The organism is Streptomyces javensis, from assembly GCF_039525925.1.
GTDB classification, from domain to species: Bacteria; Actinomycetota; Actinomycetes; order Streptomycetales; family Streptomycetaceae; genus Streptomyces; species Streptomyces asiaticus.
This window is the reverse complement of record NZ_BAAAIF010000016.1, coordinates 23,300-45,593: the sequence shown is the minus strand read 5'-3', so window position 1 is coordinate 45,593 and position 22,294 is coordinate 23,300. Positions and strand designations below refer to the sequence as shown.

General features: G+C 70.9%; 23 protein-coding genes. 9 read left to right on the top strand and 14 right to left on the bottom strand.

All coding sequences use genetic code 11. The features are described from left to right. Window positions 1-60: 60 nt before the first annotated feature. Window positions 61-1,164, top strand: a complete 1,104-nt coding sequence (locus ABD329_RS16930; RefSeq protein ID WP_198279065.1) for a bile acid:sodium symporter family protein — start codon at window positions 61-63, stop codon at window positions 1,162-1,164. Between the two features lie 2 nt (window positions 1,165-1,166). On the opposite strand, the gene ABD329_RS16925 is transcribed toward ABD329_RS16930, so the two are convergent. After that, a complete protein-coding gene (locus ABD329_RS16925; protein WP_309142808.1) occupies window positions 1,167-1,889 on the bottom strand; it encodes a class I SAM-dependent DNA methyltransferase in 723 nt (240 codons plus the stop codon). 231 nt (window positions 1,890-2,120) lie between these two features. On the opposite strand from ABD329_RS16925, the gene ABD329_RS16920 reads away from it, so the two are divergent. After that, complete coding sequence (locus ABD329_RS16920) at window positions 2,121-2,579, top strand: VOC family protein (protein WP_198279066.1); 459 nt, start codon at window positions 2,121-2,123, stop codon at window positions 2,577-2,579. On the opposite strand, the gene ABD329_RS16915 is transcribed toward ABD329_RS16920, so the two are convergent. The 12 genes from ABD329_RS16915 to ABD329_RS16860 form a co-directional block, all read right to left on the bottom strand. Next, entirely contained in the window at window positions 2,576-4,591 is a 2,016-nt protein-coding gene (locus ABD329_RS16915) for an exo-alpha-sialidase (RefSeq protein WP_246618718.1), read from the bottom strand. The two genes, ABD329_RS16920 and ABD329_RS16915, sit on opposite strands and share 4 nt — an antisense overlap. 262 nt (window positions 4,592-4,853) lie before the next feature. Continuing rightward, the gene (locus ABD329_RS16910; protein WP_198279068.1) at window positions 4,854-5,216 is read right to left on the bottom strand and encodes a MerR family transcriptional regulator; all 363 of its coding nucleotides are present in this window, start codon (window positions 5,214-5,216) and stop codon (window positions 4,854-4,856) included. Window positions 5,217-5,262: 46 nt separating this feature from the next. Further along, entirely contained in the window at window positions 5,263-6,588 is a 1,326-nt protein-coding gene (locus ABD329_RS16905; protein ID WP_344316565.1) for a serine hydrolase domain-containing protein, read from the bottom strand. 195 nt (window positions 6,589-6,783) lie between these two features. Continuing rightward, window positions 6,784-7,542, bottom strand: a complete 759-nt coding sequence (locus ABD329_RS16900; protein WP_198278332.1) for an SDR family NAD(P)-dependent oxidoreductase — start codon at window positions 7,540-7,542, stop codon at window positions 6,784-6,786. Continuing rightward, a complete protein-coding gene (locus ABD329_RS16895) occupies window positions 7,539-8,978 on the bottom strand; it encodes an MFS transporter (RefSeq protein WP_198278333.1) in 1,440 nt (479 codons plus the stop codon). The genes ABD329_RS16900 and ABD329_RS16895 overlap by 4 nt, the downstream gene beginning before the upstream one ends. A gap of 80 nt (window positions 8,979-9,058) precedes the next feature. Beyond that, the gene (locus ABD329_RS16890) at window positions 9,059-9,643 is read right to left on the bottom strand and encodes a TetR/AcrR family transcriptional regulator (protein WP_198278334.1); all 585 of its coding nucleotides are present in this window, start codon (window positions 9,641-9,643) and stop codon (window positions 9,059-9,061) included. A 141-nt stretch (window positions 9,644-9,784) separates the two neighbouring features. Beyond that, window positions 9,785-10,660 (bottom strand): formate dehydrogenase accessory sulfurtransferase FdhD, encoded by an 876-nt coding sequence (gene fdhD / locus ABD329_RS16885; RefSeq protein ID WP_198278335.1) that lies wholly within the window; start codon window positions 10,658-10,660, stop codon window positions 9,785-9,787. Between the two features lie 5 nt (window positions 10,661-10,665). Further along, entirely contained in the window at window positions 10,666-11,538 is an 873-nt protein-coding gene (locus tag ABD329_RS16880; protein ID WP_198278336.1) for a 2Fe-2S iron-sulfur cluster-binding protein, read from the bottom strand. After that, window positions 11,535-13,373, bottom strand: a complete 1,839-nt coding sequence (locus ABD329_RS16875) for an NAD(P)H-dependent oxidoreductase subunit E (RefSeq protein WP_198278337.1) — start codon at window positions 13,371-13,373, stop codon at window positions 11,535-11,537. The genes ABD329_RS16880 and ABD329_RS16875 overlap by 4 nt, the downstream gene beginning before the upstream one ends. A 2-nt stretch (window positions 13,374-13,375) precedes the next feature. Then, complete coding sequence (locus tag ABD329_RS16870) at window positions 13,376-15,325, bottom strand: molybdopterin oxidoreductase family protein (RefSeq protein ID WP_198278338.1); 1,950 nt, start codon at window positions 15,323-15,325, stop codon at window positions 13,376-13,378. Between the two features lie 192 nt (window positions 15,326-15,517). Then, window positions 15,518-15,640: an MFS transporter small subunit gene (locus ABD329_RS16865; RefSeq protein ID WP_256653775.1), complete on the bottom strand. Its 123-nt coding sequence runs from the start codon at window positions 15,638-15,640 to the stop codon at window positions 15,518-15,520. Then, window positions 15,637-17,025 (bottom strand): L-lactate MFS transporter, encoded by a 1,389-nt coding sequence (locus ABD329_RS16860; RefSeq protein WP_198278339.1) that lies wholly within the window; start codon window positions 17,023-17,025, stop codon window positions 15,637-15,639. The genes ABD329_RS16865 and ABD329_RS16860 overlap by 4 nt, the downstream gene beginning before the upstream one ends. Window positions 17,026-17,183: 158 nt before the next feature. Between ABD329_RS16860 and ABD329_RS16855 the strand changes: the two genes are divergently transcribed. Next, window positions 17,184-17,861 (top strand): GntR family transcriptional regulator, encoded by a 678-nt coding sequence (locus ABD329_RS16855; RefSeq protein WP_198278340.1) that lies wholly within the window; start codon window positions 17,184-17,186, stop codon window positions 17,859-17,861. A 56-nt stretch (window positions 17,862-17,917) separates the two neighbouring features. Here ABD329_RS16855 and ABD329_RS16850 read toward each other — a convergent pair whose 3' ends face one another. Continuing rightward, window positions 17,918-18,199: a ribosomal protein L7/L12 gene (locus ABD329_RS16850; protein ID WP_198278341.1), complete on the bottom strand. Its 282-nt coding sequence runs from the start codon at window positions 18,197-18,199 to the stop codon at window positions 17,918-17,920. 172 nt (window positions 18,200-18,371) lie between these two features. Here ABD329_RS16850 and ABD329_RS16845 point away from each other — a divergent pair, with 172 nt between their 5' ends. The 6 genes from ABD329_RS16845 to ABD329_RS16820 all read left to right on the top strand — a co-directional run bounded on the left by ABD329_RS16845 (window position 18,372) and on the right by ABD329_RS16820 (window position 22,287). Next, on the top strand, window positions 18,372-18,704 hold the full coding sequence (locus ABD329_RS16845) for a hypothetical protein (protein ID WP_198278342.1): 333 nt from the start codon (window positions 18,372-18,374) through the stop codon (window positions 18,702-18,704). Between the two features lie 21 nt (window positions 18,705-18,725). After that, window positions 18,726-19,034: a pore-forming ESAT-6 family protein gene (locus ABD329_RS16840; RefSeq protein WP_198278343.1), complete on the top strand. Its 309-nt coding sequence runs from the start codon at window positions 18,726-18,728 to the stop codon at window positions 19,032-19,034. Between the two features lie 44 nt (window positions 19,035-19,078). After that, the gene (locus tag ABD329_RS16835; RefSeq protein ID WP_214665078.1) at window positions 19,079-19,477 is read left to right on the top strand and encodes a DUF6507 family protein; all 399 of its coding nucleotides are present in this window, start codon (window positions 19,079-19,081) and stop codon (window positions 19,475-19,477) included. Next, window positions 19,474-21,591, top strand: a complete 2,118-nt coding sequence (locus tag ABD329_RS16830) for a hypothetical protein (protein WP_344316563.1) — start codon at window positions 19,474-19,476, stop codon at window positions 21,589-21,591. The genes ABD329_RS16835 and ABD329_RS16830 overlap by 4 nt, the downstream gene beginning before the upstream one ends. Then, window positions 21,588-21,953 carry a DUF6086 family protein gene (locus tag ABD329_RS16825; protein WP_198281958.1) on the top strand — a complete coding sequence of 122 codons (366 nt, stop codon included), beginning with the start codon at window positions 21,588-21,590 and terminating at the stop codon, window positions 21,951-21,953. The genes ABD329_RS16830 and ABD329_RS16825 overlap by 4 nt, the downstream gene beginning before the upstream one ends. A gap of 67 nt (window positions 21,954-22,020) precedes the next feature. Further along, window positions 22,021-22,287 (top strand): hypothetical protein, encoded by a 267-nt coding sequence (locus tag ABD329_RS16820; RefSeq protein ID WP_198281959.1) that lies wholly within the window; start codon window positions 22,021-22,023, stop codon window positions 22,285-22,287. Window positions 22,288-22,294 lie beyond the last annotated feature (7 nt).

The window sequence follows — 22,294 nt, the reverse complement described above, 5'->3', positions numbered from 1 at the left end:
GATCGGGAGCACCATGGAACGGGCCCCGTCCGTGTCCACGCCAGGCCAGAAAGAGAACGAATGCCGCACCGCCCGCACTTCCGCAGGATCGCACTCCGCAGGATCGCACTCCGCAGGATTGCCCTCCCCTCCTGGCTCCCCGTGGACGGTTTCATCCTCGGACTCATCGGCACCGTGGCGCTCGCCGTGTTCCTCCCGGTCAGCGGCCGGGCCGCCACCATCACCGACGGGGCCACCACGGTCGCGGTCGCCTTCCTCTTCTTCCTCTACGGCGCCCGGCTCTCCACCCGGGAGGCGCTGGACGGGGTGCGCCACTGGCGGCTCCATCTGACCGTGCTGGTGTGCACCTTCGTCATCTTCCCGGCCCTCGGTCTGGCCGCGCGCGGCCTGGTGCCGTACGTGCTGACGCACCCCCTCTACACCGGGCTGCTCTTCCTGTGCCTGGTGCCCTCCACGGTCCAGTCCTCCATCGCCTTCACCTCGATCGCCCGGGGCAATGTGGCCGCCGCGATCTGCGCGGGGTCCTTCTCCAGCCTGCTCGGCGTGGTGGTCACGCCGGTGCTGGTGGCGCTGTTGCTGGGCGGCAGCGGAGGCGGTTTCTCGGCCGACTCGATGATCAAGATCGGGCTTCAGCTGCTGGCCCCCTTCCTCGCCGGGCAGCTGTTGCGCCGCTGGATCGGCGGCTTCATCTCGCGCCACCGGGCGGTGCTGCGGCTGGTGGACCGGGGCTCGGTGCTGCTCGTGGTCTACGCGGCGTTCAGCGAGGGCATGGTCCGGGGCATCTGGCACCAGGTGACCCCGGCGCGGCTGGCGATCCTGCTCGGCGTCGAGGCGGTCCTGCTCACGGTGATGCTCACGCTCACCTCGTACGGCTCGCGGAAGCTGGGCTTCGTCCGCGAGGACCGGATCACGATCGTGTTCGCGGGGTCGAAGAAGAGCCTGGCCGCCGGGCTGCCGATGGCGAGCGTGCTCTTCGGCGCCCAGGCGAGCCTGGCGGTGCTGCCGCTGATGCTCTTCCACCAGATGCAGCTGATGGTCTGCGCGGTGCTGGCCCGCCGCTTCGCGGCGCGGGCGCCGGAGGCGGCGGTGGCGGAAGCCGAAGCGGGGCCGCGGTCTCCGGCTCCTGCGGACAGCGCGGGCGACGCCGCGCTGACCCGCGTCTGACGTCAGCTTGTGGCGGCCGGGTTTCCGGCGGTCCGGTCCGCGTTCCCGTCCCCGTCCCCGTCTCCCTCTCCGGCGGGCGGCAGCGGCTTGCGGGCGATGAGGGACGCCTGCGGGGTGGGTTCCCAGCGCTCCGGTTCCCGGAACGTCCGGGCGCGGACCGGCAGTCCGGCCCCGGCGAGCAACTCGGCGATCCGGTCCGGCTGCCACCGGCGGAAGGTCAGCGACACCTTGTGGCCGAACGCCTCCGTGTAGTCCCGCTGTTCATCGCCCACCTGGAAGCCCACCAGCGCGTATCCACCGGGCGCCAGCACCCGGTGGAACTCGGCGAACACATCCGGCAGCCGCTCCTGCGGAATGTGGATCGTGGAGTACCACGCCACCACGCCGGCGAGGGTGCCGTCCGGGATGTCCAGGGCCAGCATCGACCCCTCCTCGAACCGCAGCCCGGGATGCTCCCGCCGGGCCAGCTCCACCATCCGCGGCGACAGGTCGATCCCGTACACGGACAGTCCCAGACCGTGGAGATGCGCGGTCACCCGGCCCGGTCCGCAGCCCACATCGGCCACCGGTCCGCCCCCGGCGTTCCGCACCAGCTCGGCGAAACCGGCGAACACCGCCCGTTCCAGGGTCTGGGCCGCCAGCTCATCGCGGAAGCGCTCGTCGTAGTCGAGGGCCATGGCGTCGTAGGACGCCCGGGTGGAGTGGAGGAAGTCGGCTTCGGTCACGGCCGAACACCCTAGCGGAGGACCGGCGGACCACGCGGCGGAGCCGCATATCGATGGGCGGAGCAGCCGCTGCCAGGCGTTAAGGCTCCGGGTGCTGGGGCGGAGCCCCAGTTTCGGGAAGGGGCGGGGAGGGGGAAGCAGCCCGCCGCTGCGACACGATCCGCCGGGCACCGCTTCGCGGGACCCACCGCGCCGGGCCCCGTTGTCAGACCCCTCTGGGAGGCTTCGGACATGACGACGCTCACGCTGCAACTGACCATCGACTGTGCCGAGCCACGCCGGATGGTGGCCTTCTGGTCCGAGGCCCTGGGCTATGTGCCCGAGCCCCCGCCGGGCGGCCACGCCACCTGGCGGGAGTACTGGGCGGAGATGGGAGTGCCCGCGGAGGAGCTGCCCCCCGGGGTCGGGGAGACCCCGGAGTCCATCGTGGATCCGGAGGGGCAGGGTCCGCGGGTGTGGTTCCAGCAGGTTCCGGAGCCCAAGGTGACCAAGAACCGGCTGCATCTCGATCTGAAGGTGGGCGGTGGGCGGGATGTGCCCCTCGCGGTCCGCACCGAGCGCGTCACGGCGACCGTGGACCGGCTGAAGGAGGCCGGAGCCACGGTCGTACAGATCATGGACAAGCCCGAGATGGAGCACTACGCGGTGCTGCTCCAGGACCCGGAGGGCAATGAGTTCGATGTCGTCTAGTCGTGGGGGGACCGCACGCGGTCGAGGGGGAGGTGGACGAGGGCGCCGGAGTGGGGGTCGTCGAGCGGGGCGTTGAACTCGCGGACGCGGCGCAGTTCGGTGTCGGACAGGGCGCGGGCGTACAGGCGGAACTCATCGAGATCGCCCGTCATAGAGGACCGGCTGTCCACGGCCTGGCCGAGATGGAGGCCGAAGGGCGCGGTGCGGCTCACGGTGCCCGGGGCATCGGGGGCGGTGACCGCGGTGCCCCCGTCCACGGTGAGGGAGAGCCGTCCGCCGCTGCGGACCAGGGCGAGGTGGTGCCACTGCCCGTCGTTGTAGGCGGCGTCGGTGGACACCGAGGCGCTGGTGAAGGTGGCGAAACCGTTGACCGTGGTCATCAGCGCCCGGATCCGGTTGCTCCCGGGCTCACCCCGCAGCCAGACCTGCGGCTGTTTGTTGCCGATGCCGCCCATCCACAGGAACGGATGCTGCCCGGAGGCGGCCGAGTAGCGGAACCACAGGCTCACGGTGAAGTCGCGGGTGCCGAGCGGCAGGGCGTTCCGGTACGGGACCCGTACGGCGTCGTCCGTACCGTCGAAGGACAGCGCGTCGCCGAAGCGGCCGTCGTCGCGCTTGGCGGCGCCACCGAGCACGGTCGCGGACCGGGCGCCGGGCGCGCGGTCGTCGGTGGTGGGGGAGGGCGGTCGGCGGGAGCCCAGCCAGTCCTCGGTGAAGCGGGCGAAGCGGATCTCGTCACGGGCGTCGACCGCACCGCCCTCGTACAGCAGCCCCACCGTGTCGCGGGAGATCGCGACCATGTCCGAGTAGCCGGACCAGTCGGTGGTGACGACCTTGCCCCGGTCCACACCGTCCCAGCTGCGGGCCTCGTCCCAGGAGGAGCGGACCATCATGGTGCGACGGCGGTCGGGGTCGGCGGGGGCGGAGAAGAGCAGTCGGCTGTAGCCGTCGCGGGCCGGGTCGCGCAGCCGCAGGATCGAACCCTGCACCTGGGGGGTGGGCAGATCGGGGATGGTACGGAAGGGCGCGGTGAAGCTCTGGCCGCCGTCCCGGCTGATGGTGTAGTCGCGGTGGCCGAGATCGGTGCCGTCCTGCTCCCGGCCGTTGACGTAGATCGAGCCGTCGGCCCGCTCCACCAGCGTCATCTCGGACGGCTTCTGGCGGAAGGTGCCGTCCTCCGCGAGCGGATAGCTGTCCACCGCGCCGATGCGCCAGCGGTCGCCGCCGTCGTCGCTGTAGGCGAGCGCGGCGTGGTTGTCGGTGATGCGGCCGCCGCTGAAGCTCTCGGTGTTGAGGGTGAAGACCAGCCGGCCCTTGTGGCGTCCGCGCTGGAGCTGGATGCCGTGCACGGGGCCGGTGGCGTACCAGGAGTTCCACTGGGCCGGCATCAGCGAGGAGCTCAGATCGCGCGGCGCCGACCAGGTGGCGCCGTTGTCGTCGCTGTACTGGAGGTGCGGGGAGCGGTCACAGGGGATGTCGCAGCTCTGGGAGTCGTCGCGGCCGGTGTTGTAGGTGCTGGCGAGCACGATGCGGCCGGTGCGCTGGTCCACGATGGGCGCGGGGTTGCCGTGGGTGTCACCGTTGCCGTCGTTGACCACCTGGAGCGGGCCCCAGGTGCGGCCGCCGTCGGTGGAGCGCTTGAGGACCAGATCGATGTCCCCGGCGTCACCGCAGTTGTCGACCCGGCCCTCGGCGAAGGCGAGCAGGGTGCCGTCCTTGGCCTTGACGACCGCCGGGATCCGGAAGCAGGAGTAGCCCTGTTCCTGGGCAGACTTGAAGAGGACCTGTTGTTCGAAGCCGGAGTCGGCGGTGGAGCCGGAGCCGGAGTCGGAGCTGGCGCCGGAGTCGGCGCGGGCCGCGGACGCGGAGGAATCCGTGTCCGCGGCCCGTACCGGAAGCGGGATCAGGGCCAGCGCCGCGGCGGTGAGGAGCACGGCGGCGCGGCACCGCCACGGTCTGGTACGGGAGCGGGGTGGTCTGCTGCGGGGACGTGTGCGGAGAACTGACGCCATGGTCACGGCCTGCCCTTCAGACTGCCTCGTTGAGGCATCGGCATCTGGACGTCGAGGCCGTCGGGCATCACGCCATGAGGCATCATGCCGTCAGGACATCAAGACATCCCATGTCTCACACATGACTGCGGCTGAAAGTGTCTCGTCCTGCGGTCGCCCGGGACAAGGACCGTGCGTCATATCCTCGTGACGCTACGCCAGTTGAGGTGAGGACGGGGCGCGAGGGGGACGGTGCCCGCCCCCGGACGGCGCCCCGCCTCGGTCAGTTCATGGCCGTCTGGCCCGCCGTGATGACCCGGTCCAGCAGCGACCGGGACAGCTCGAGCTCCTCGATGGCCGAGGTCATCCGGTCCCGCTCGGCGCGCAGTTCGCCCAGCAGGTCCGGGCAGGTGGGTACGAGGTGCTCACCGTCGTCGCGGAGACAGGGCAGGACCTGGGAGATGGTCGCCGTCGACAGCCCGGCCGCCAGTAGCGCGCGGATGCGCCGCACCACCGCCACATCGGACGCGCGGTACGCGCGATAGCCGCTGGGCAGCCGCTCGGGCCGGAGGAGACCCTGCTGTTCGTAGTAGCGCAGCAGCCGTTCGTTCACCCCGGTGCGGCGGGACAGCTCGCCGATCCGCATGGGCCTCCTCCTCGCGGCCATCAGCCTCCGAACCCTCTAATGAGTGTCAGAGTTTACGGCCTCCAATCCCCTCGCACAGAACCCGGTCGACAAGGCCCTGCATGACCCGCTCGGCCCGGAGCAGCTGCTCGTCATCGGCGGTCTTGCCACTGGAGCTGATGGTCACCGAGCGCCGCCCGCCCTCGGTGAAGCCGGTGCGCACCGTGGCCCCTTCGAGGTCGCCGCCGTGGCCCCAGCGGTAGCCGCCGCAGCTGAGCGGCTGGCGTATCATCCCGAGCCCGTACTGGGCGTGCGGGAAGGCCACCTCGAAGTCCGGTCCGACGGGGACCGTGCGGCGCATCTCGGCCAGCTGCGCCGGGGGCAGCAGACGGCCGCTCAACAGGGCGGTGTAGAACCGGTCCAGATCGCGGTCCGTGGTGATGAGGGAACCGGCCGCACCGCCCCAGGAGACGTTCCGCAGCGTGGTGTCCGTCCAGCTGTCGGAGCTGGGGAAGCGCTGATACGTATGGGCGTACGGGGCCTTGATCCGTGGGTCGTCCCCGGGCTCGGAGGTGCCGGTCAGGCCCAGCGGGCGGATGACGCGGTCGCGGACCTCCTCCGGCCAGGCCCGTCCGGTGACCTTCTGGATGATCATTCCGGCGAGAACATAGCCGGGGTTGGAGTAGTTCCAGTCGGGCTCCGGGTCATCGGCCGGGGCGGGCGGGAAGTCGGGCCGGTGCTTCATGGCCCCGGCGACCACCTGCTCGGGGGAGACATGGTCGAACCGGGTCCGCTCGAAGTCCGCCGCCGAGTCGCCGGTGTCGTCGCTGTAGGCGTAGTTGTGGATGCCGCTGGTGTGCTGGAGCAGATTCCGGACGGTGATCCGGCGGCCGTCGTTGCCATTGCCGCTCACCACGCCCGGCAGCCACGTGTCCACCGGATCGCTCAGCGAGAGCCGCCCCTCGGCGACCAGTTGGAGGACGACCGTGGCCACGAAGGACTTGGTGACGCTCGCGGCCCGGTAGTGCGCCCCATAGGGCATGGGGCGGCCGGTGCCGCGCTCCGCCTCGCCCGCGCGGGCGTGGATCCGGCGGTGACCGTCGCGCACCTCCACGGTGATGCCGATGAATCCGGCCTCTTCCAGCGTCCGGGCCACCGCGCGCCGCAACTCGGCCTCAGTGAGCCGGTGGCCGGTGGAGGTGGCGGAGCCGGTGGAGGTGGTGGAGGTGGCGGAGTCGGCTGCGCTGGTGGAGTCGGCGGCGGAGGAGCCGGGACCGGCTTTCGACCCCGTGGTGGCGGCGGCCGGGACCGCGGCCGCACCGCCGAGGAGGGCGGCGGTGACGGCGGCGGCCGTGACGAGGCGTAAGCGAGGGCGCTTCGTGGGTGCGTTCATGTCTCACCAGCTTCCGGGGGCGGTGGTGTCCCAGCCATGCGGCAAGCCCCCGGGGTTCGGGTGGGGACAGCCCCATGGCCGGACTCCGGCTGGGCTCCGGTCGGCTTTTCGGTTGGGCTCCGTCAGGAGTTCGATCGGCTTTCGGCCGGGCTCCGGTCGGCTTCGGCCGGGCTCCGGCCGGGCGCTCGGGGCCGGTCAGGCCGATGAGCCGCTGTCCACCACGAGATCCGTGCCGACCACGGCTCCCGCCGCCGGTGAGGCGAGGTAGAGCACGGCCGCCGCGATCTCGTCCGCCTCCGCCACCCGGCCCAGCGGAGTCTCGCTCTTCGCCCGCTCGGCGCGGTCGGCCTCGGTCTCACCCGGCCGCAGCGACATGGGGCCGTCGGAGGCGCCGGGGCTGACCGCGTTGATCCGGACGCCCTGGTGGATGTGGTCGAGCGCGGCGATCCGGGTCAGCGTGGCGACCGCCGCCTTGGAGGTGCTGTAGGCGCCGAGGCCGGACACCCGCAGATGGGCTCCCAGGTTGGAGGAGACATTGACGATCGCCCCGCCGCCATGCTCCTTCATATGCGCGATCTGGTGCTTCATGGCCAGCCAGACACCGGTGACATTGGTGCGCAGCACCGCCTCCCAGTCCTCCTCGCTGACCTCGCCGATGGGCCCGTTGCCGCGCAGTATCCCGGCGTTGTTGACGGCGATGTCCAGTCCGCCGAAGCGGGCGACGGTGCTGTGCACCAGCTCCCGCAGCTGCCCGGAGTCGGTGACATCGGCGGTCACGGCGGCGGCCCGGCCGTCGGCGGCCTCGATGAGGCGGACCGTCTCGGCCAGGGTGGATTCGGTACGGCCCGCGGCCACCACGGAGGCGCCTTCGGCGGCGAAGGCGAGCGCGATGGCACGGCCGAGACCGCTGCCCGCTCCGGTGACGAGGGCGGTCTTTCCGGTGAAGCGGTTCACTGCGTGGCTCCTTGAGGAAGGGAGGAGGGACGGGACGGACGGCTCCGCTGGACGCGGAGGTTCAGGGCGGCGACGAGGGCGAGCGCGGCCCCCGTCGCGGCGAGGGAGACGGCATCGCTGCCGAAGGTGAGCACGATGGCGAAGACCACGGTCGGGCCGAGCTCCATCGCGGTGTTCAGCACCCCGCCCGCGAGCCCGGTCCGCTCATGCGGCACCCCATGGGTGGTGAGCACGGCGGCCCCGGCGAAGGAGGCGGCGGCCCCGGCCGGCAGCAGCACCAGCCCCGGCAGCAGCGCTGAGGCATACGCGGCGTGCGGGTCGAGCCCGGTGAGGGCGAGCAGCACCAGCCCGGCCCCGGCCGTGGCCAGCCCGGCGGCGGTGACGACGTGGGGGCCGAAGCGGGCTATCAGCGGCCCGGCCGCCCGGCCCGAGGCGAGCAGGGCGATGGCGAACGGCACAAAGGCGGCCGATGTCCGCAGCGGCGACCACTCACGGTCCGTCTGGAGATGGAGCGAGAGGGTCACAAAGGTCATCGCGGTCGCGCAGGCGCTGAACGCGATCGCCGCGAGGGCGAGCGCCCGCCGCCGGTCCAGCAGGAAGCGGGGCGGCAGCAGCGGGTCGCCCGCCCGGCGCTCGGCGTACCAGAACGCGATGAGCAGCACGGCCCCGATGAGCAGGGGCACCAGCACCCCGGCCGACGACCAGGGCAGGGCGTCGGTGGCCACGAGCCCATAACTGGCGAGCGTGATCCCGGCCGTGGCCAGCAGCGCGCCCGGCAGATCGAGGGCCCGGCCCCGGCTCGGCGGGGTGTCCGGCAGCAGCCGGGGCGCCAGGACGAGGGCGGACACGGCCACCGCCAGCGGTACGGCGAAGCTCCAGCGCCAGGACAGCAGCTCGGCTATGACGCCGGAGAGCAGATTGCCCGCGGTGGCGCCGAGCACGGAGAGCCCACCCCAGGTCGCCATCGCCTTGCCGTAGGCGGTGGGAGCGGGGAAGACGGCGCGCAGCACCGTCATGGCGGCGGGCGCTATCAGGGCCGCCCCTGCGCCCTGGGCGAACCGGGCCGCGAGCAGGGTCCCGATACCGGGGGCGAACGGGGCGGCGGCCGAGGCGGCGGCGAAGAGGAGGAGCCCGGCGGTGAGGGCCCGCCGCCCGCCGTGGCGGTCGGCGAGACGTCCGCCGAAGAGCAGCAGCCCGGCGAAGGTCAGCCCATAGGCGGCGCTGAGCAGGATCAGGTCGGCCCGCTCCAGGCCGAAGGCCCGGCCGATCTCGGGCAGCGGCACGGCGATCGCCGCGAGCGTGAAGATCAGGGTGATCTGGACGGAGCCGAGCAGGGCGAAGGCCCGGCGACGGTGGGTCGTGATGGTGGTGGGGTCGGGGGCTGTGTCTGTGTTGGTGTCGGTATCGCTGTCGTACGGGGTGGCGGTGACGGTCATCTTTCCCCCAATATTTGACCGATCGTTTTAATATGAGGGCATGCGAATGGGCTCTGTGTGACTCCAGTGATCGTGAGAGATCAGTCCAGCAGTGCCAGCGCCTGCTCCGCCGCGTCCCGCACCCGGGCCGGGTCGTCCGACGCCTTGCCGACCACCCGCAGCCCTTGCAGCAGCACGAACAGCATCCGCGCCAGCGCGCGGGGGTCGCGGTCCTCGGGGAGCTCGCCCTGGGCCTGGGCCCGTATCAGCGCGGAGCACAGCGGGGTCTCCACGCGGTCCCAGCTGAGCTCCACCCGGCGGGCCGCCGCCGGGTCGTGCGGCGCCAGCTCGGCCGCCGTGTTGGTCACCAGGCAGCCGGCCAGCCGCAGCTCCGGAGAGGCGGCCTCCTCGGCGAAGCGGCGCACCACCGCCCGCACCGCGGGCAGCGCGGGGCCGGGCTGGGACAGCTCGGCGAGCAGGGACGGGTCGCGCGTCTCCGCATAGCGGTCCATGGCCTTCAGGTACAGCTCGTGCTTGCTGCCGAAGGTCGCGTAGATACTGGCGCGGCCGATGCCGAGGTAGTCGACGAGGTCCGCCATCGAGGTCGCTTCATAGCCGCGCTGCCAGAACAGCTCGAGAGCCGACTGGAGGGCGGCCTCTGGATCGAATTCCTTCGTTCTGGCCATGCCCCAACCCTAACACCTAACCAGAACGAGCGGTCAAGAACGCTTTCGAGTGAAAGCCCACCGGACCCGGTAGGGGCCGGCCGACGCAGGGGGCGCTCCCCGTCGGCCGGCCCGCCAACCCGTGCAGCGGGCGGACCGCTCTCAGGCCCCGCCGACCGCTGTCCGCAGGGCGAGCCGCTGCTCGCCCGCGTACACGTTCATCGACGTGCCGCGGAGGAAGCCGACCAGGGTCAGCCCCGTCTCCGCCGCCAGATCCACCGCCAGCGAGGAGGGCGCCGACACCGCCGCCAGCACCGGGATCCCCGCCATCACGGCCTTCTGCGCCAGCTCGAAGGAGGCGCGCCCGGAGACCATCAGCACCGATCCCGACAGCGGCAGCAGGCCCTGCTGGAGCGCCCGCCCCACCAGCTTGTCCACCGCGTTGTGCCGCCCCACGTCCTCCCGCAGGTCCAGCAGCTCACCGTCCGGGCTGAACAGCGCCGCCGCGTGCAGACCGCCGGTCCGGTCGAAGACGCGCTGCGCCGCGCGGAGCCGGTCAGGGAGCACGGAGAGCGTCTCCGGCTCGATCCGGACGGCGGAGCCCCCGGCGGCCGCCCCGTCGCCGAGCCCGTCCGCCAGCGGCCAGCGCGCGGTCGTCCGCACCGCGTCCAGGCTGGCCTTGCCGCACAGACCGCAGGACGACGTCGTGTAGACATTGCGCTCGAGCGTGATGTCCGGGACCGGCACGCCCGGCGCCAGCGTCACATCCACCACGTTGTAGGTGTTGGAACCGTCCTGGGTCGCGCCCGCGCAGTAGACGATGTTCGCCAGCTCGTCCGCGCGCCCGAGGACGCCCTCGCTCACCAGGAACCCGGCGGCGAGGGCGAAGTCGTCGCCCGGTGTGCGCATGGTGATGGCCAGCGGTTTCCCGTTCAGCCGGATCTCCAGCGGCTCCTCCGCCACGAGGGTGTCCGGCCGGGTGCTGACCGCCCCGTCCCGGATGCGGATGACGCGGCGTCGCTCGGTGACCCGTCCCATGTCGATCAGTCCCGGTTCTGTGCGTGGTTCTGTACGTGCTGGTACCCGAATCGGCCCTTGATGCACAGGTTCCCGTGCGTGACGGGGTTGTCGTGCGGCGAGGTGACCTTCACGATCTCATTGTCCTGCACATGGAGGGTGAGATTGCAGCCCACACCACAGTAGGCGCACACCGTGGTCGTCTCCGTCTGGGCCGCCTCGTCCCACGTCCCGGCCTCCCGCATGTCGAACTCCGTCTTGAAGCTCAGCGCGCCGGTCGGGCAGACCTCGATGCAGTTGCCGCAGTAGACACACGCGGAGTCGGTGAGGGGCGCGTCGTGCTCGGTGGAGATCCGGGCGTCGAAGCCACGGCCCGCGACCGCGATCGCGAAGGTGTTCTGCCACTGGTCACCGCAGGCGTCCACGCACTTGTAGCAGAGGATGCACTTGTCGTAGTCGCGGACGTACAGGTCATTGTCGACCTTCGGCTCCTCGTCCATCCGGGCCGCGGCCGCGCCGAACCGGTCCGGCTCGGCCCCGTACTCCTCGATCCACTCGGCGGCGCGCGGGGTCGTGGACAGATCGGTTGAGGAGGCCAGCAGCTCCAGGACGACCTTACGGCTGTGCCGGGCCCGCTCGGTGTCCGTGCGCACCTCCATGCCCTGCTCCACCCGGCGGGAGCAGGCGGGGGCGAGGGTGCGGGCGCCCTCCACCTCCACCACACACACCCGGCAGGCGTTCTTCGGGGTGAGCGTGTCGCCCTGACACAGGGTCGGGATGTCCTTGCCCGCGGCGCGGCACGCGTCCAGCAGGGTGCTGTCCTCCGGGGCGCGCACCGGCTCGCCGTCCAGGGTGAGGTCGACCAGTCGGCGCGGGGGTCGCAGCGGTATCGCGGTCACTTGAAGGCTCCCAGGCGGTCGATGGCGGACTCCACGGCGTTCCAGGCGGTCTGGCCCAGACCGCAGATCGAGGCGTCCCGCATGGCCTGGCCGACCTCGCGCAGCAGCGCGATGTCCCCGGCCGCGGCGGCGCCCGTACGGTCCTTGAGCCGGTGCAGCGCCTCCTCCTGCCGTACGGTGCCCACCCGGCAGGGGACGCACTGGCCGCAGGACTCGTCGCGGAAGAACTCCGCGATGCGCAGCAGGATGCGCGGCAGTTCGACGCCCTCGTCCAGCACCAGCACCACCCCCGAGCCGAGCGTGGTGCCCGCGGCGCGCGTGCCCTCGAAGGTCAGCGGCACATCCAGCTCGTCGGGGCGTACGAAGCCGCCCGCGGCGCCGCCGAGCAGCACCGCGCGCAGGGTCTCGGGCGGCCCCGCGAGCTCCAGCAGCTCCCGCAGCGTCGCCCCGAACGGCAGCTCGTAGACGCCGGGCCGGGCGACCGTGCCGGAGACGCAGAACAGCTTGGTGCCGGTCGAGGTGCCGGTGCCGGTACGTGCGTACGCCTGCGCGCCCTCGATCAGAATCGGCAACACATTGACCAGGGTCTCCACGTTGTTGACCGCGGTCGGCTTGCCGAACAGCCCCTTCTCGACCGGGAAGGGCGGTTTGCTGCGCGGTTCACCGCGCCGCCCCTCGATCGAGTTGAAGATCGCGGTCTCCTCGCCGCAGATGTACGCGCCCGCGCCGCGCCGGATCTCGATGTCGAACGCGAACCCCTGGCCCATGACGTCCTTACCGAGGAAGCCACGGGCCCGGGCCCGGTCGATGGCGGTGCGCAGCCGGCGCAGCGCCCGGGGGTACTCGCCGCGCAGATACAGATAGCCGCGGTGGGCCCCGGTGGCGTAGCCCGCGACGGTCATGGCCTCGATGAGGGCGTAGGGATCGCCCTCCATCAGGACCCGGTCCTTGAAGGTGCCCGGTTCGCTCTCGTCGGCGTTGCAGACCAGGTAGTGCGGATGGTCGGGCTGCTGGGCGGTGGCCGACCACTTACGCCCGGTCGGGAACGCGGCCCCGCCCCGCCCGACCAGACCCGCCTCGGTCACCTCCCGGATCACCCCGGCGGGCCCGATCGCGAACGCGCGCCGCAGAGCGGCGTATCCGCCGTGGGCACGGTAGTCGTCGAGCGACCCCGGGTCGACCGCCCCGATCCGGCGCAGCAGCACCAGGCCGTCGGCGCCGGTCTGGGGGACCGCGGCCACGGCGGGCGGCTCGGCCGCCGCCTCGTGCGGTGCCGACGCCGCGTCGGCGACCGCCCGGGCGGTGGCGGGGGCGACGACCGCGGCCTGCGGCGCCTCGCCCGCGCGGAGGACCAGGGCCGCCGGGGCGCGCTCGCACAGGCCCAGGCAGGGGCTGGGCTGCCAGACGGCCCCGGACCCCGCCGAGCCCGCCGGGCCCACGTCCCGTTCGAGCTCCGCGCACACCTGGGCGGAGCCCCGGGCCGCGCACGCCAGGTCCGTACAGACGTGGACGACGGTCGCCGGACGGGGTTTCACCGCGAACATCGCGTAGAAGGTCGCCACCCCGTAGCCCTCGGCCGGAGGGACCGTCAGCCGGCGGCACAGATAGTCCAGGCCGCCCTCGCTGATCCAGCCCACCCGGTCGTTGAGGGCGTGCAGTCCGGGCAGCAGCAGATCGCGCCGCTCCCGTGCCTCGCGGCCGCCGCGCGCCCAGCGCAGATCCGTGTCCGTACGGTCGTCCGCGCCCTCCCAGGCGGACTCGGGCGGGCCGAGCAGCGCGTCGACCGCCGCCCGCTCCTCGTCCGTGGGCTTGCTGTCACCGAACCGCAGATCCACGATCAGCTCCTTACGGCGGTCACGGGAATCTTCTCGATCCTTATGGCCGACGCCTTGAACTCCGCCGTTCCCGCGATGGGGCAGTTCGCCTCGATCGTCAGGGAGTTGGTGTCCACCTCGTCGGGGAAGTGCATGGTCATGAAGGCGAGCCCCGGCCGCAGCCCGGGATCGATCCACACCGGCGCCACCACCGAACCGCGCCGCGAGGTGACCCGCACCCGCTCCTCGGCCTCCACCCGGTAGCGGGCCGCGTCCTCCGGGCACAGCTCGACGTACTCGCCCCGCCGCAGCGGAGAGGCGAAACCCCCGCTCTGCACCCCCGTGTTGTACGAGTCCAAGCGCCGCCCCGTGGTGAGCCGGATCGGGAAGGCGTCATCGGTCAGATCGACCGGCGGATCGTGCTTCACCGGTCCGAAGGGGGCGAGCGGACCGCGCAGCGCCGGATCGTCCTCCCACAGGCGGCCGTGCAGATAGGTGGGCTCGAGACGGTCGGTGCTGGGGCAGGGCCACTGGATGCCCTGGTGCTCCTCCAGCCGCTCGTAGGTCATGCCGAAGTGGTCCGGGGAGACGTCGCGCAGCTCGTTCCAGACCTCCTCCGCGCCCTCGAACTTCCAGTCGTGGCCCAGCCGCCGCGCCAGCTCGCAGATGATGTCGATGTCCTCGCGCGCCTCGCCCGGCGGCTCCACGGCCTTGCGCACCCGCTGGACGCGCCGCTCGCTGTTGGTGGTGGTGCCCTCCGTCTCGCACCAGCCGGCGGTCGCCGGGAGCACCACATCGGCCAGCTCGGCGGTCCTGGTGAGGAAGATGTCCTGCACCACCAGGTGCTCCAGCGACTCCATCCGCCGGACGGCCTGCTCGGTGTCGGCCTCGGACTGGGCCGGGTTCTCGCCGATGCAGTAGACGGCGCGCAGTTCGCCCGCCTCCATGGCCTCGAACATCTCGGTGAGGTTCAGCCCGTAACGCGGCTGGATGACCACGTCCCAGGCGCGCTCGAACTTGGACCGGACGGGCGGGTCCAGGATGTCCTGGAAGCCGGGCAGCCGGTTGGGGATGGCGCCCATGTCGCCGCCGCCCTGCACGTTGTTCTGGCCGCGCAGCGGCTGGAGTCCGCAGCCGTACCGGCCGACATGACCGGTCAGCAGGGAGAGATTGATCAACGCCCGTACGTTGTCGGTGCCGTTGTGGTGCTCGGTGATGCCGAGCGTCCAGCACAGCTGGGCGCGCTCGGCGGTGGCATAGGCGTGCGCGAGGTCGCGGATGGCGTCCGCCGGGACCCCGGTGACCTTCTCCGCGACGCGCAGCGTCCACGGCTCCACATGGGCCGCGTACTCCTCGAACCCGGTGGTCGCGCGCTCGATGAAGGCCCGGTTGGCGAGCCCCGCGTGGATGATCTCGCGGCCCACGGCGTGGGCGAGCGGGATGTCGGTGCCCACGTTGAGCCCCAGCCAGCTCTCCGCCCATTCGGCGGTCGAGGTGCGGCGCGGATCGACGGCGTACATCCGGGCGCCGTTGCGGATGCCCTTGAGGACGTGATGGAAGAAGATCGGGTGCGCGAAGCGGGCGTTGGAGCCCCACATCACGATGAGGTCGGTGTCCTCGACCTCCGCGTACGACGAGGTGCCGCCGCCGGAGCCGAAGACGGCGGACAGCCCCGCGACGCTGGGCGCGTGGCAGGTGCGGTTGCAGGAGTCGACGTTATTGGTGCCGATCACCACCCGGGTGAACTTCTGGGCCACGTAGTTCATCTCGTTGGTGGCGCGGGCGCAGGAGAACATGCCGAACGCGTCGGGCCCGTGGGCCGCCGTCACGGCCCGGAACCCGGCGGCGGCCCGGCTGAGCGCCTCGTCCCAGGAGGCGCGGCGGAGCTCTCCGCTCACCGAGTCGCGCACCAGGGGATGGGTGAGCCGCGGGTACTGCTTCTGCTGTCGGTTGCGCTGGCGGTTACGGGCCACGACGGGCTCCTTACGGCGGTCACGCCGCGTGGTGCGACGTGAAGGGACCGAGCGTCCGGGTATCGTCGACTGAATATTGAATACAGTATGCCCGAGAAGGGGGTCAAGGAGTCGGACGACACCTCAACCCCTCTCCGGCCTCCGGGCGATGGGACCTCGGACCGTGTGGAGAGCTCAGTCGGTGGAGCGGGCTCAGCCGGTGAAGAGCTGGGTGGCCTTCTGGACGAGTTCGTAGACCCCGTACCCGAAGGGCAGCACCACCCAGGCCCAGACGGCCACGGTCAGCGCGGTGCGGTCTTTTGTGGGCTCGGTCATCGGTCCCCTCCCTTCTCGGCGGGAGCGGCCTCGGACTCGGCCGCCGCGGGGGCCGGTTCGTGGAAGCGCGGATGGACCGGCCGTATCAGCTCGTTGGCGACGAAGCCGACGACCAGCAGCACGATCATGATGGTGAGCGAGAGCGAGTACAGCCCGGGGCCGGTCTTCCCCGCCTCCTCCTGGTGGTCGGCCACCTTGTTGACGATGTACGGGCCGAGGACCCCGGCCACCGACCACGCCGTGAGCAGCCGGCCGTGGATCGCGCCCACCTGGTACGTGCCGAACAGGTCCTTCAGATACGCCGGAACGGTCGAGAAGCCGCCGCCGTAGAAGGAGAGGATCACCAGGGCGCACACCACGAACAGCGGCTTGGAGGAGTCGCCGAGCTGTGAGATGGCCAGGTACATCAGCGCGCCCACGCCCAGATAGACCCGGTACATGTTCTTGCGTCCGATGAGGTCGGAGGTGGACGACCACAGCAGCCGCCCGGCCATGTTGGCCGCCGACAGCAGGGCGACGAAACCGGCCGCCGCGGTGGCGGACACGGGGGTGTCGGTGTCCTTGAAGTAGTCGCCGATCATGGGCGCGGCCTTCTCCAGGATGCCGATGCCCGCCGTCACGTTCATGCACAGCACCACCCACAGGAACCAGAACTGCGGGGTGCGGATGGCGTTGCGCGCGGAGACGTCGGCCGCGCTGATCATGTGCCCCTGCTCCTGCGGCGGTTCCCAGCCGGCGGGCCGCCAGCCCTCGGGCGGTACGCGCACCAGCAGTACGCCGAGGGTCATGAACACCGCGTAGGTCACGCCGTGGACCAGGAAGGTGGCGGCGATGCCGCCGTTGTCGGTGCCGAAGTGCTCCAGCAGCTTGCTGGACCAGGGCGATGCGATCAACGCTCCGCCGCCGAAGCCCATGATGGCGATGCCGGTGGCCATGCCGGGCCGGTCGGGGAACCACTTCATCAGCGTGGAGACGGGGGAGATGTAGCCGATGCCGAGACCGATCCCGCCGATGAAGCCGTAGCCGAGGACCACCAGCCAGTACTGGCTGGTGGCGGCGCCGAGGGCGGCGACGAGGAAGCCGGAGGAGAAGCAGACGAGGGAGACGAACATCGCCCAGCGCGGGCCGTTGCGCTCCACGAGCGTGCCGCCGAAGGCGGCGGACAGGCCGAGCATCACGATGCCCAGCTGGAAGGGGAGCGCGCTGGCCGTGCCCGAGAGGTCCATCGAGGACTCCAGGGGCGGCTTGAACACGCTCCACGCGTAGGCCTGGCCGATCGAGAGATGGACGGCCAGGGCGGCGGGCGGCACCAGCCAGCGGCTCCAGCCCGGGGGGGCCAGGGTGCGCGAGCGGCTGAGCGGGCCGAGACGATCATTGGTGAGCATGTGCCCGGACTTTAAGGATTCAACGAGTCGATGACTAGACGTCAAGGTACCTGGGATGTGTCGGCGGCGTGGACAGGTTGGGTAAACTGTAGACAATAACCAATTCACGCATCCGGTGAATCCGGATATTCGGTGAACGGCGAGCCAGAGGGGGCGCGATGCTGTCCAGGGGACTACCGCAGGGCGCGGTGCCGAAGCTGGAGCGGCCCGGGCCGCTCCGCGAGCGCGTCTACGAGGCACTGCTCGAACTCATCACCACCCGCGCCCTCAGCCCCGGCCAGCACCTCGTGGAGAGCGAGCTCGCCGGCCATCTCGGCGTCTCCCGCCAGCCTGTGCGGGAGGCCCTCCAGCGGCTCAACACCGAGGGCTGGGTCGATCTGCGGCCCGCCCAGGGCGCGTTCGTCCACGAGCCCACCGAGGAGGAGGCCGATCAGCTCCTTACGGTGCGCACGCTCCTGGAGGCCGAGGCCGCCCGGTTGGCCGCCGCCGGGGCCGACGAGGCCGGCGTCGCCGCCCTGGAGGCCCTGTGCGCGAAGGGCGAGCGCGCGGTCCTGGACGACGATGTGGACGGCGCGGTCGCGGCCAACGCCGAATTCCACGCCAAGGTGATGGAGCTCGCCGGAAACGTGGTCCTGTCCGAACTGGCCGCCCAGGTGGACCGCAGGGTCCGCTGGTACTACACCCCGGTCGCCCGCCAGCGCGGCAAGCAGTCCTGGATCGAGCACCGCGAGCTGATCGCGGCCATCGCCGCGGGCGACGAACACGGTGCCACGGCCGTCATGCGCGCCCACACCGAACACACCCGCCACACCTACCACGACCGCGAGCGCCCCTGACCCGGTCCGCCGGTCCGCCGATCCGCGGTCCGCCGGTCCGCCCGGCGCCGCGGCCTTCAGGCCATCTCCATGCGCTCGACCGCGTCCTTGGCCTCCTTGAGGCCGGCGTCGGTGAGTTCCCGGTAGACCTTGATGGCCTCGATCTTCTTGCCCTGCCGCACCAGGGCCACCACCCGCTCCATGCCGGGCTCCGCCACCTGGATGTCCAGATGGCCGAGGATGAGATCCAGCTTGCGCTCGATGCGGTCCGCCCTGCGCTGGATCTTCTGGATCCTCGACTCCAGCAGCGGATACTGAAGTATGAGGGCCACGATCGCGATGTACGCCGCTGTCTCCATGATCAGTGATCGTAGTGGCGCGCCGCCGCGGGGTCTGTTACGAGTTGGGCGACCGGCTGTGACAAAGCGGTGGCGGCACTGTCGGTGCCCGGGGCCATACTGAGGTGGGTCGGGTCTCCGCTGCGGGGCCCGCTCGACGGAACCATGGCGACTACCCGACGGGGGTGGGTTCGTGAAGTTCGACATGGGCAGTTCCACGCTGTCAACGCTGGCCTCCCAGACATCCGGATCGAGTGATGACCTGGGGGCGCTCATCCGCCAACTGATCGCCGCGGCACAGCCGTTGGAGGGCCGCTTCAACGGCGCGGGCAAGGCGGCGTTCGACCAGTTCAAGCAGAACGCGGACGAGATCACCGCGGCGCTCAACGGCTCACTGCGGGACATCCTGGGCGGCCAGTCCGGGATGGACAAGGCATTCGGCAGCGGTGACGTGGAGTCGGCGGACAACGCGCGGCAGACCATGGCCGCGGCCAATTTCGACGCGGCCCGCTTCAGCGGCCGGTGAACACGGCGGGGGTGACGAGCGATGGGAAATCAGGATCGGCGCAGCTACGACACGGGGGCGTCGGGTGAGGTGCAGGGAAGCCTCGGCGTGGTGATCGGGCAGCTGGAGCGGGTGCTCACCGATCGGGACCGGGCGGTGAAGGCGGCCATGGCGGACTTCACCGCCGACGGTGTGGCGGACGAGTACCACGGCAAGGAAGCGCGGTGGAACAAGTCCGCCGCCGAGGTGCGGCAGATCATCCAGCTGGTGAAGTCCACTCTGGAGAAGAACGACGGGACCGCCCAGCAGACGCTGTCCAGGGCCAAGGCCGCGGTGGACGCCATCGGCTGAACTCGCGCGACACCGCGCGCCGTTGAGGCTGAAAGGGGGACGTGGTGGGAAAACCTGACGACGGCTGGGACATCGACACCAGTGGGGTGCGCGGTGTCCTTCTCAAGACCGGACGTGTCGCCGACGACATCGAGGGCCAGGCGAAGTCGTACGGCAAGCATCTGCTGAGTGCCGCCAAGTCGGCGGGCACGCTGAGCATGGGGTGCGGGCCCAAGCCCGAGGGCGGGCCCGTCGCGGCGGCCCTGGTCGAGTTCGAACAGAAGACAGAGAACGACATCAAGTACATCGCCGCGCGCTCCGGCAAGTCGATCAAGGGCGCGGCGACCGCCACCAAGGAGTACGTCGGGGGCGACCTCGCCATGGCGGCGCACGCCCAGCGCGAGGCGTTGAAAGCACCCGATCTGAACCCTCCGGGTAAGCACCATCGGAACGGTCCGAAATGATCAGTCTGGATGGCATTCCCGAATTCACGGGACACCTGGAGCAGTTGGAGAAGGACGCGCCCGCGCTGAAGACGGACGCCGGACACATCCGCAAGACCGGTCAGGGGGTCCACGACCAGTTCCAGGGCCTGTCGGCGTACTACACGGCGCCCGAGGCCGAGCAGCTGTTCGCGACCACCAGGCCGGTCAAGGAGAAAGCCGACGGGTTCGCGACCAAGCTGGAGGCCGTCAGTGATGCCCTGAGTGCTTACGCCACCGAGGTGCGGCCGATCGTCGAGCGGCTCAAGCGGCTCAGGACGGACGCGGCCGAGTTCATCAGGGAGAACGGGGGTGACGACGACTGGAAGGACGACGGGGACAAGGTCCAGCACAACAATGACCTGATCGCCGATGTGGGCGCGGCCACCGCCGCGTTCGAGGCTGCCGAGCGGAGCTGCGCCAACAAGATCAGTGCTCTGGTCGGCGGCACCCACTGGGTGGTCGACGACGGCACCCACAAGCCGGGGATGTACGGCTACACGGCCGATGTCTTCCAGCACGCGGAAAAGACGCCCTGGGGCACTCAGGAGTCGGAGACACACCACTGGTACGAGTTCGGCCACTGGATCAAGAGCTTCGTCTGGGACGGCTTCATCGTCGACGGCGTCTGGGGGACCATCCGGGGACTGGGCACCATGGTCGGGGTCGACGGCTGGGACGCCTTCAAGAACTCCTGGGCGAACCTCGGCAAGCTGGCTGTGGGCCTGTCGCTGAACACGCTGCTGCCGGGCTGGTACATGACGCCCGACTCCATGTTGCCGGGGTTCCTCAAGAGCACCAAACACACCATGATCAACGCCGGTAAGGCGATGGTGGCATGGGACGAGTGGGGCAAGAACCCGGCGCGCGCGGCGGGCGGGGTCACGTTCAACGTGCTGACGGCCATCGCCACGGACGGCGCGGGGTCCGCCGCCAAGTCGGGCGCCGTCGCGCGGACGCTCAGCGTGGCGGGGAAGGTCGGCAAGGTCGTGGACCCGATGACCTACGTCTTCAAGGGCGCGGGCATCGGGCTGTCCAAGCTCAAGGTCGGCGACCTGGTGAGCCACCTGAAGAACCTGCGCGGCGGCAGCGGTGTGGAACTGCCGGACGGCTCACTCAAACTTCCGGACGACACGGTCTTCCGCCCGGACGGCTCGGTCAAGCTGCCGGACGGCAGCGTCCTGCACAAGAACGGCGCTCTCGAACTTCCCGACGGCACCGTGCACCACCCGGTGCACGAGCCCTCCGCCGGCGACCGGCAGGCGCTGGCCGAGGCCCAGCGCCCCCGCCAGCGCGAGCTCGCCCATGTGGGTGGCCCCGGCCACGAGGTGGGCCGCGCTCCCGACGACCTGGGCCCCCGCGCGAGCAAGGACGACCCGAACGACCCACCGAACAACCCACCGAACGACCCACCCGCGAAGCACACCCCCACCACGAGTGGCGGCTCCCACCCCACCACCCACGACACCGGCACCCCCACCCACGACCCCGCGGCTCCGGGCGGCGGCGGCGGCCCGGGCCGCAGTGGTCCTGGCGGCGGTGGTCCGGGGGGCCCACACGACCCGGGTGGTTCCGATGGTTCCGGTGACCCCACGGATCCGGGTGACCCCGGTGACTCTGGTGGCTCCACGGATTCGGGTGGTTCCGCCGACTCGGGCGGCGCCACGGATTCGGGCGGCTCCGGCGACTCCGGTGGTCCCCACGATCCCGGTGGCCCTGCTGACGGGCTGTCCAACCGCGTCCGGCCGCCGCGTGAAGGGGATACCAACTACGTCGTGGACAATCCGAGTGACTGGTCCGACACCATAACGGACATCGACAGAGTGCGGGACGGCACGCTGTGGGAGGAGAAGACCGCCACCGGACAGGATCCGCGGATCGACACCGGTAGGTGGGTTACCAAGCATGTACTCAAAAAGCTGGATGCGTACGCCAGGGCACGCCCCCATTTGAAGGGTTTCGAGGACGCGTCCATCGGCGTTCACTTCACCGAATCAGGCGCGACGTCGGCGTTCAGATCCGCTGTAGAGTCTGCCGTCGCACAGTGGCGATCGAGTCATCCGGGCATCGAAGTCAAGATCAGGTGGACTGAATGAGCTGCTACTTCCAAGTCGGCGACCGGGATTTGTGGAATCCCTCGAACTCCGTCGCCACTCTCTTTCTCGACCAGGCCGAGGCGTTTTCGCGGCTGGTCGGCCACAGTTCGGGTCTGGGGCCCATTGTGGAGGACGAATGCCAGGTCGATGTGGCGCGGTTCCAGAAATTCACCGGACTGCTCGTCAAGAGATATCAGGACTCGAACAACAGGACTTTGAGGTCTCTGACAGAGGGCTTCATCGTCGTGTCACTGGTGCTGGTTCAGCGCGCCGGCGGAGAGGTGGAAGAGATCGAGCAGGGTTACGCCGAGATGTGGACCGCGCTTCGAGAGGCTCAGGACAGGGCCATGCCGGATGACTAGGCCGTCCGGACCGCGCTATGCGGACGCGGACGGGCCCGGGTTTGGGTTTGGGGAGTGACCGGAGATCATGGCACGGGACTACGACAGTCAACTGCTGGAGTCGGTGGCGGTCCGGCGGCGGCGGATCCGGGACGCGCTGTTGTTCGGGGCGCAGCGGGGGCGGCGGTCGGTGGATGACAACGTGGGGAAGGTGTTCGCGGGCATCGTGATCGCGGCGGTGCTGTGCGCCGGGTGCGTGGGGTGGTCGTTCATCTCCGACACCATCGGCAAGCAAGGCCGGTCCGGGCCGGGTGTGCTGACGCCTTCGTCCACCGCGACGGACACGGCCCGGTAGGGCCTGT

What these genes read in the sequence shown, in the direction of transcription:
- ABD329_RS16930 (WP_198279065.1), top strand. Translation starts at nt 61, where the DNA reads ATGCCGCACCGCCCGCACTTCCGCAGGATCGCACTCCGCAGGATCGCA.
- ABD329_RS16920 (WP_198279066.1), top strand. Translation starts at nt 2,121, where the DNA reads ATGACGACGCTCACGCTGCAACTGACCATCGACTGTGCCGAGCCACGC.
- ABD329_RS16915 (WP_246618718.1), bottom strand. Translation starts at nt 4,591, where the DNA reads ATGGCGTCAGTTCTCCGCACACGTCCCCGCAGCAGACCACCCCGCTCC.
- ABD329_RS16910 (WP_198279068.1), bottom strand. Translation starts at nt 5,216, where the DNA reads ATGCGGATCGGCGAGCTGTCCCGCCGCACCGGGGTGAACGAACGGCTG.
- ABD329_RS16905 (WP_344316565.1), bottom strand. Translation starts at nt 6,588, where the DNA reads ATGAACGCACCCACGAAGCGCCCTCGCTTACGCCTCGTCACGGCCGCC.
- ABD329_RS16895 (WP_198278333.1), bottom strand. Translation starts at nt 8,978, where the DNA reads ATGACCGTCACCGCCACCCCGTACGACAGCGATACCGACACCAACACA.
- ABD329_RS16890 (WP_198278334.1), bottom strand. Translation starts at nt 9,643, where the DNA reads ATGGCCAGAACGAAGGAATTCGATCCAGAGGCCGCCCTCCAGTCGGCT.
- fdhD (WP_198278335.1), bottom strand. Translation starts at nt 10,660, where the DNA reads ATGGGACGGGTCACCGAGCGACGCCGCGTCATCCGCATCCGGGACGGG.
- ABD329_RS16865 (WP_256653775.1), bottom strand. Translation starts at nt 15,640, where the DNA reads ATGACCGAGCCCACAAAAGACCGCACCGCGCTGACCGTGGCCGTCTGG.
- ABD329_RS16860 (WP_198278339.1), bottom strand. Translation starts at nt 17,025, where the DNA reads ATGCTCACCAATGATCGTCTCGGCCCGCTCAGCCGCTCGCGCACCCTG.
- ABD329_RS16855 (WP_198278340.1), top strand. Translation starts at nt 17,184, where the DNA reads ATGCTGTCCAGGGGACTACCGCAGGGCGCGGTGCCGAAGCTGGAGCGG.
- ABD329_RS16850 (WP_198278341.1), bottom strand. Translation starts at nt 18,199, where the DNA reads ATGGAGACAGCGGCGTACATCGCGATCGTGGCCCTCATACTTCAGTAT.
- ABD329_RS16840 (WP_198278343.1), top strand. Translation starts at nt 18,726, where the DNA reads ATGGGAAATCAGGATCGGCGCAGCTACGACACGGGGGCGTCGGGTGAG.
- ABD329_RS16830 (WP_344316563.1), top strand. Translation starts at nt 19,474, where the DNA reads ATGATCAGTCTGGATGGCATTCCCGAATTCACGGGACACCTGGAGCAG.
- ABD329_RS16825 (WP_198281958.1), top strand. Translation starts at nt 21,588, where the DNA reads ATGAGCTGCTACTTCCAAGTCGGCGACCGGGATTTGTGGAATCCCTCG.
- ABD329_RS16820 (WP_198281959.1), top strand. Translation starts at nt 22,021, where the DNA reads ATGGCACGGGACTACGACAGTCAACTGCTGGAGTCGGTGGCGGTCCGG.